The organism is Streptomyces sp. LMG1-1-1.1, assembly GCF_040815545.1.
Taxonomy (GTDB): domain Bacteria; phylum Actinomycetota; class Actinomycetes; order Streptomycetales; family Streptomycetaceae; genus Streptomyces.
On the sequence record NZ_JBFPNH010000035.1, the window covers coordinates 92605 to 100105 of the forward strand.

At 71.8% G+C, this 7501-nt stretch carries 6 protein-coding genes; 3 read left to right on the plus strand and 3 right to left on the minus strand.

Features of this window, described 5'->3' with window-relative positions; genetic code table 11:
- Positions 1–198: 198 nt before the first annotated feature.
- Positions 199–1575 (plus strand): cytochrome P450, encoded by a 1377-nt coding sequence (locus tag MRBLMG1_RS21320; protein ID WP_367825685.1) that lies wholly within the window; start codon positions 199–201, stop codon positions 1573–1575.
- Positions 1576–1649: 74 nt separating this feature from the next.
- On the opposite strand, the gene MRBLMG1_RS21325 is transcribed toward MRBLMG1_RS21320, so the two are convergent.
- Entirely contained in the window at positions 1650–2387 is a 738-nt protein-coding gene (locus MRBLMG1_RS21325) for a DUF4232 domain-containing protein (protein WP_367825686.1), read from the minus strand.
- Between the two features lie 703 nt (positions 2388–3090).
- Here MRBLMG1_RS21325 and MRBLMG1_RS21330 point away from each other — a divergent pair.
- Together MRBLMG1_RS21330 and MRBLMG1_RS21335 are read left to right on the plus strand one after the other, a co-directional pair.
- Positions 3091–4314 carry a sensor histidine kinase gene (locus MRBLMG1_RS21330; protein WP_367825687.1) on the plus strand — a complete coding sequence of 408 codons (1224 nt, stop codon included), beginning with the start codon at positions 3091–3093 and terminating at the stop codon, positions 4312–4314.
- A 36-nt stretch (positions 4315–4350) separates the two neighbouring features.
- The gene (locus MRBLMG1_RS21335) at positions 4351–5067 is read left to right on the plus strand and encodes a response regulator (protein WP_367825688.1); all 717 of its coding nucleotides are present in this window, start codon (positions 4351–4353) and stop codon (positions 5065–5067) included.
- A gap of 112 nt (positions 5068–5179) precedes the next feature.
- Here the strand turns inward: MRBLMG1_RS21335 and MRBLMG1_RS21340 are convergent, their stop codons facing one another.
- Positions 5180–6307 carry a GNAT family N-acetyltransferase gene (locus MRBLMG1_RS21340; protein ID WP_367825689.1) on the minus strand — a complete coding sequence of 376 codons (1128 nt, stop codon included), beginning with the start codon at positions 6305–6307 and terminating at the stop codon, positions 5180–5182.
- 79 nt (positions 6308–6386) lie between these two features.
- A complete protein-coding gene (locus MRBLMG1_RS21345) occupies positions 6387–7322 on the minus strand; it encodes an AraC family transcriptional regulator (RefSeq protein WP_367825690.1) in 936 nt (311 codons plus the stop codon).
- Positions 7323–7501 lie beyond the last annotated feature (179 nt).

Consider the following 7501-nt stretch of genomic DNA (forward strand, 5'->3'; position numbering starts at 1 on the left):
AGCCGCTGACCTGCCCCTTTCCGGACCGGACGCGGATGGCGTCGTGGGGCTGCGCTAGATACGACGCGTGGGGACATGGCCGAGGCGGCCCCGACTCGGCGGTCTGGCGGCCTACCCAGCTGCCGGAGCACCACCAGGACGGACTCTCGGTAGGGGTCGCCTGACAACGGGGCCCATCAAGAGGAGCCGTACCGCGTCATGAAGGATTTCCGCTCGATCCCTACCGCTCCCCGTGCGCTGCCGCTTGTCGGGCACGTCGTGCCGCTGCTGCGGGATCCGCTGGCGTTCTTGAACGCGCTGCCCGCCTTCGGTGATCTGGTGCGTATCCGGCTCGGCCCGCTCGCGATGATCGTGATCTGCGATCCGGAACTGACCCGACGAGCGCTGCTGGACGACCGCGTCTTCGACAAGGGCGGTCCGCTGTACGACCGTTTGCGGGAGGTGATCGGCGACGGCGTCGTGTCGTGCCGGCATCAGGCGCATCGCCGGCTCAGGCGGCTGTCCCAGCCCGCGTTCCACCAGGCGCGGATGCCGGACTACGCGCGGGCGATGACCACCTGCGTCCAGGAGGCGGCCGAGTCCTGGAGCCCCGGGCAGGTGCTCGACGTGCCCGCGGAGATGATGAGGGTCAGCTCCAGGATCATCACCGCGACGTTGTTCTCCGACGCGCTGCCCGCGACGGCGCACGGGCGGCTGGTCGAGGACGTGACCACGGTGGTCAAGAGCCTCTACCAGCGCATGTTCCTGATCCCGCCGCTGGATCGGCTGCCCACCCCCGGCAATCGGGCCCACCTCGCCGCCCGCGCCCGGCTGCACGGCACCGTCGAACGGATCATCGCCGCGCGCCGCGCTGACGGCGCCGACTACGGAGACCTGCTCTCGGCCCTGGTGGCGGCGCACGACCCCGAGGACGACCGCCCCGGCATGACCAGCGCGGAGATCAGCGACACGATCGTCTCTTTCGTCCTCGCCGGTATCGAGAGCACCGCCGCCACGCTGTCCTCGGCGCTGGACCTGGTGGCCCGCCACCCCGAGGTCGAGCGGCAGGTGTACGAGGAGGTCGACGCGTTGGGCGGCGCGCCGGCCACGTACGACGACCTGTCGCGTCTGCAGCTGACCGAGCGCGTCATCAACGAAACCCTGCGGCTGCGACCGCCGGGCTGGTTCTTCACCCGTGTGGTCACGGCCGACACGGACCTCGGCGGGTACCGGCTACCGGCCGGCACGAGCGTCGCCTACAGCCCCTACCTCATCCACCACCGGTCCGACCTCCACCACGACCCCGAGACGTTCGCCCCCGATCGCTGGTCGGCCGCGCACCCCCAGCCGCCACGTCACGCCTTCCTGCCGTTCGCAGCGGGCGCGCGCAAGTGCATCGGTGACTCGTTCAGCATGGTCGAGGCCACTCTGGCCCTCGCGACCATCGCCGCGCGATGGCGCCTGGAGCATGTGTCGGGCCACCGAGGCCGCCTCGCCGCGGCGGTGACCCTCGAACTCCGCGACCTGCACATGCGGGTGCGGCCACGGGCAGAGGTGCCCGCCTCGGCGGTGGGCTCCGTGGAAGGGTCCGCCTGACCGGCCCCTGTCAGCACCGCCGAGGCGGGTCTCTCGCGGCCTCGGGTCGTACGGGCGCCCGAGGCCGGGGAAGGTCACTCGGCGAGCGACTGCTTCACGGCGAGGTCCTCGCTGCCGGTCCAGTACGTGACCTTGGGGTCGTCGTCGATGTTGACGAAGCCGACGCCGCCGGGCAGCGGGACGTTCTGCTCGTAGCCCTCAGGGGAGAGGCTGACACCCATCCGCTTCACCGCGGTCGTGGGTGCGCCGACCCGAAAGAGCCGGACGCCCGCGTACGCCTTCTTGCCGGGCTGGACCAGGAACTCCTCCAACTGGGACTTCATGACGGTGGCCTCGTGACGGGCGTCCTCGAAGACCACGGCGGGATAGCCGCCCAGGACGCAGGGCTCGTCGCCGGTGTTGGTGGCGGTGAGGAGCACGTGCTGGAGCGAGTCGTGCGGGGAGGTCGACGCGGTGATCGTGAAGGTGTCGTCGGTGCACGGGGTGCCGGGGACACCGTCGCCTCCCACGTCGCCTCCTCCGTCACCTCCCGAGGCATCCGAACCGCCGGACTTCCCGGACCCGTTGCCCGCCCCCTGCGAACCACCGGCGCCGCTGCCCGGAGTTGCGGAGGCGGTCGAGCCGGTGGGTGTCTTGGACGGGCTCGCCGTCGTCGGGTGCGCGGTCGTCGGGCTCGCGCTCGCGCCGGCGGACGGCGGGGTCTTCGCGCCTTCGGCCCCGTCGTCGGGGCCACAGGCGGAGGTCGAGAGCAGCGCGGCGATGGCCGCGGCTCCCACGGCACAGGTCTTCAGGGTTTCGCGTGTGGTGCGCATGGTGGTTCCCCCGTGTACGAATGCATGGCGGCAGCTCCCTGATGCGGAACGCGTCGCCGGCTTCGGTGACGCTCCGTCAGGTCGCTGCGAGCGGAGCGTCGATGACACGCCACGGTTGCCGCCGGACGTGGTGCCGGTGGCCCTCCGGGACGTCGTGACCTCAGAAGATACGGTCCTCGGCGGGGCCTGACGTCCCACACGGGGTTGAACTTCCCCACCGACTTCTGTCGTATCCCCGTGGTTCCTCCACCTCGCGCCGTAACCCCCAGGTTGACGGCCGTCGGCCCGCCACGCGGTCTCGGTGCCGCTCTGGTTGACCTCGGCCTGGCCTGCGACTCCGGAAGTCGACGGAGGTGTCGGACCGCTGCCGGATGCCCGCGGCGTTCGCCCTCTTCTACTGTCGGCGTACCGGCCGGACGAGGTAGGCGAGGGTGCGAAGCCCGGGTCGAACCGCCGGCCGGCGCACCGGGCAGGGGCGCACTCGGCCACGCCGCGCTGAGGCTCGGTACGGGTCGACGTGCACGGGGGCCGTCGACGGTGCGGGGCCGGCGGCAGCGGGCGACGGGGGTGCGCTGCCGCCGGCCATGACCGGCGGCGAACGGCGCGTATCTGCGCCGGTGGTCGCAGCCGCCGGGCGACACACGCGGGGCCTGTCACCGGGGAGGCCGGTGACCGTGTTCGACTCACCCTGAGGGAAGACCAGTTGGGGACCGTCTTCTACCACGTCCGAATCGTCGCCGCGCGGGAATGGCGCGGCATCGCCGCGTGCGGTGTGGTGCTGGTCGCCGCGGTCACCGCCCTCAGCGGTGTGCGCGGCCGGCTGCCCTGGCCCGTGACGGTCGTGCAGGCGTTGCTCGTTCCAGCGGTGGCCTGCGCCTTCGGACTCGCGTGGCGCCGACTCGGTCGGCGCAACACCGAGTTGCGGCGACTCACCCTCCTCCTCGACGAGCAGCAGCGCCAAGAGGCCCGGCGGGCCATGCTCGAAGAACGCTTCCGGATCGCGCGCGAGCTGCACGACACGATCTCCCAGCGCATGACCATCGTCACCCTGCAGACGGGCCTCGCCCAGTACACCTTCCACTCCGACCCCGCAGCCGCCCATCAAGCCCTCGGCGTCGCCGCCACGGCCGGACGGGAGACCCTGGACGACCTGCGGCGCCTCCTGATCGTCCTGCGTACGTACGATCCGGGTGACGCGACGAGTACGGGGAGCGCGTACGGGGCCGGTTCGGGAAACCCGTACACGCCGTCAGGTTCAGGGAACCCGAGCGCCACCGAGGACCAGTCCACCCCAAGGGACCCACCCGTCCCCACAGGCCTGCCCGTCCCTACGGACCCGTCCGCCCCCGCAGGCCTATCCGTCTCTACGGAGCCGTCCGTCCCTACAGGCCTGTCCGTCCCTACAGGCCTGTCCGTCCCTACGGACCCGTGGGCTCCGATCCCCGACGACCTGCGCGCCGACATCGACCGCATCCCCGCGCTCGCCGAACACCTGGAAGCGACAGGGCTGCGCGTCGCGGTCCGTTTCACCGGCAGGCGACGCCCGCTGCACCCGGGAGTCGAACTGTGCGCCTACCGCGTCGTCGAGGCAGCACTCGCCAACGTCGTCAAACACTCCGCGGCGCACGCCGCCGACGTCACCGTCGACTACCGGGACGGGGAGCTGCGTGTGACCGTCCTGGACGAGGGGACGCCGGATCCGGCCTCGGCGGCGGCCCCGCATGGCGCCCCGAGAAGGGGCGTCGACGTCCACGGATCCGGGCACGGCTTGATCGGAATGCGGGAAAGAGCGAAGATTTGGCACGGCTCGCTGACCGCCGCACCACGCCCAGGGGGCGGATTCCAGGTGTGTCTCCGCCTCCCGCTGGAGCAGGATGTCTCCCCGGAGGAGGACGTCACCCTGGGTCGGGATCGGACCAGCGGCTGACCATGACGTGAGCAACACCCAAGGCCGAGGAGCGCCGTGGCCCGCATCCTGGTGGTGGACGACCAGCACCTCATCCGCTCCGGCATCGTCACACTGCTGCGCACGGTGGACGGACTGGGCCCGATCGTGGAGGCGGCGGACGGCGAGGAGGCCGTCGCCGCGGCCCGCGAGCACCGCCCCGACCTGATCCTCATGGACATCAACATGCCCCGCCTCAACGGCCTCGCCGCCGCCGAACGCATCCTCGCCCTCGGCCTCGACCCGACCCCGCGCATCGTCGTCCTCACCACCTTCGACGAGGACGAGTTCGTGTACGCGGCCCTGCGTGCCGGCTGCAGCGGCTTCCTCCTGAAGGACATGCCACCCGAGCAACTCATCAGCGCCGTCAACGCCACCCTGTCCGCCGACCTCCTGGTCGCCCCGGCCCGCATCCGTCGCCTCGTCCAGAAGCACGTCACCCGCGAGCAGCAGCAACCCCGGCAAGAGACCAGGCCCGGCACCGACGCCACGAACCTGCTCACCGGACGCGAGATCGAGGTGCTCGGACTCGTCGCCCAGGGCCTCGCCAACGAGGAGATCGCCGAGCACCTGCGCGTCAGCGATTCCACCGTCAAGACCCACCTCCACCGGCTGATGGCCAAGCTGAACCTCCGCAGCCGAGCCCAAGCGGTCGTCTTCGCCTACGAGATGGGCATCGCCCGGGTCGGCGCGCACCCGGCGCTGCCGGACGGGCCGGGAGGACCAGCCGTGTGACACCGTCGCGTGGCTGAGGGGCTGAGGGGCTGAGGGGCTGAGGGGCCGACTGGCCGACTGGCCGCGTGGCGGCCCGGCGTCTCGCGATCGGTGACCGGGTACGACGTACGCCTCAGTACCGGTCCAGACGGTGAGCGTAGGGAGCGGGCAGTGCCCGGCTGCCGCCCCCGGGGAACCAGGCCGCACAGAGGTCCCGGTACCGGTCGGGGACCACCGCGCCGTGCACGTACGCGTCCTCGGCCGACCAGTGGCCGAGAAGCAGCCGGATGAGCGTGCGGTCGTCGGGGAACAGGTCGCCGCCGCACAGCGCCTCGATGGCCAGGAGCCTGTCCGTGTCCGGCCGCTGTCCACCCGTCCGGCGTCGCAGTTCGGGTTCGACCGTACGCACCAGGGACGGGCGGTTCAGGACGGCCGCCATCATTCCGCCGCTCGGCGGGAACAGCTGCTCGTAGGCGCAGCCCATGTGGCGGGCGACTCGTCCGGTGAGGCTGTCGGCCGGTTCCCGAACCGTGAAGCGGCCCAGCCGACGCTGCCAGCACAGCCGGGCGACAGCCGCGAGTAACCGGCGGGTCGCGGGGGCGTCCTCGGCCACCAGCTCGTCCACGGTCAGCGTGCCCAAGGGGTCGCCGAAGGCCCGGCCCTCCAGGACGGCGTATCCGGCGATCGTGCGACCGGTCCGCAGGACCAGCGTGTGCGAGCCCGGCTTCCAGGTGGTCTGGGGGACGAGCCGGTTCCAGCCCAGGTGCCGCTCGTGGGTCCAGGGCCGCTGGGCGTGCGCGGTGTTGTACAGGCCGACCATCGCGGGCAGATCGGCCGGGTTGGCACTGCGGATGCCGGGGTCGGCCGCGTCCGGATCCGCTCCCGCCGCGCGTTCGACGTTGCGCACCGGGACGACCAGATGCCCCTCGGCGACGGCCCCGACGAAACCGAACCGCTCGTACACCCCCTCGATCCCTTCGGACACGAAGGCCACGTCGACCCTCCGCGCCATGCCGCCCAGGGCCCGCCGCAGGAGGCGGCCCATGTGCCCCTGACGCCGGAACGCCGGCTGGGTCTCCACACCGCCGACGCCTTCCGCGGCCACTGCCACGGCCCCGAACCGCATCCGGAAGGAGACCGCCTCCAGCTCGGCGACCGGTTCGTCTCGTGCGGTCCGCAGCAGACAGCGGCGTACGCGCAGGCTGCGCACCTCCTGATCAGGGGCCTCGCCGTAGACGACCCGTGGCTCGTGATCCGACACGCATGCCTCCCCAGTCCGCGCACCTGCGTGTGCCCGGTCGCGCACGGGCCCGCAGGGGCTCGGCCTTCCCGTCGCCCGTTCAGTCCTTCCGACGGTACGTGCCGGGGGCTCGTCCGTGGGTCCGCTTGAAGGCGTTGGCGAAGGCGAACTCGGAGGTGTAGCCCACCTGCGTCGCGATGGCCCGCAGGGGCGCATCCGTCGCACGCAGGAGACGGGCCGCCGTGGTCATCCGCCACCACGTCAGGTAGGCGAGGGGCGGTTGACCGGTCAGGGCGGAGAAGCGCCGGGCGAACGCCGCGCGGGAGAGACCCGCTTCCGCGGCGAGCTTCGCCACGGTCCACGGCTCCGCGGGGGCGCGGTGGATGGCGTGAAGGGCGGCGGTGAGCGCGGGGTCGTTGAGTGCCGCGGCCCATCCGGTGGCACGCTCGGCCTGGGGCTGTCGAGCCAGCCAGATGCGGAGGATGTACATCAAAAGCGTGTCCAGGAGCGCGGGGACGGTCGCGCTCGTGCCCAGGCGTGGGTTGCCGACCTCGGCGGCCAGGAGTCGTACAGCCGCGTCGAGTTCGGGATAGCGGGTGGGGTCGGCCGGGAGGTGGATCAGTTCCGGCAGGGTCAGCAGGAACGGGTGGGCCTGGGACGGGTCGAGTCGGTAGGCGCCGCAGAGCACGACCGTGACCGGTCCGTTCCGGCCGGTCGGGTCGACGGTGTCCGACGCGTAGGACTCGGTCAGCTCGAGGTCGTTGGGGGCGCACGTCGGGGCGTCCACCTCAGACTCGAAATGGTCGGCCAGGGTGTGCCCGCTCCCGTGGGGGAGGAACAGCACGTCACCAGCGTCCAGCCGGAGGGGCGCCCCGTCATGGGGCAGCAGCCAGCAGGAACCTTCCAGGACCACCTGGAACCCTGCCGAGCCCGGTACGGCGGCGAACCGCTGGCCCCACGGGGCATGCCACCGCACGTACGCCGACCGGGGCCGGCCGGTCCGCGCCACGGTGATCACATCGCTGAGCACGTCCATGGAGCGAGACTAGTAGTGCTTTGTTAGGTGGTCTTGTCGTGGTGGGTGGGTGGTAGTTCGCTGGCTGTATGAGGGCTGGGGAGCTTGCTGCGGTGCGGGGCCGGGTGGAGGAGTTCGCGGCGGAGGTGTTCGCGCCGTTGGTGCGTCGGGATCAGCGGGCGAAGGGCGCGTTATATCTG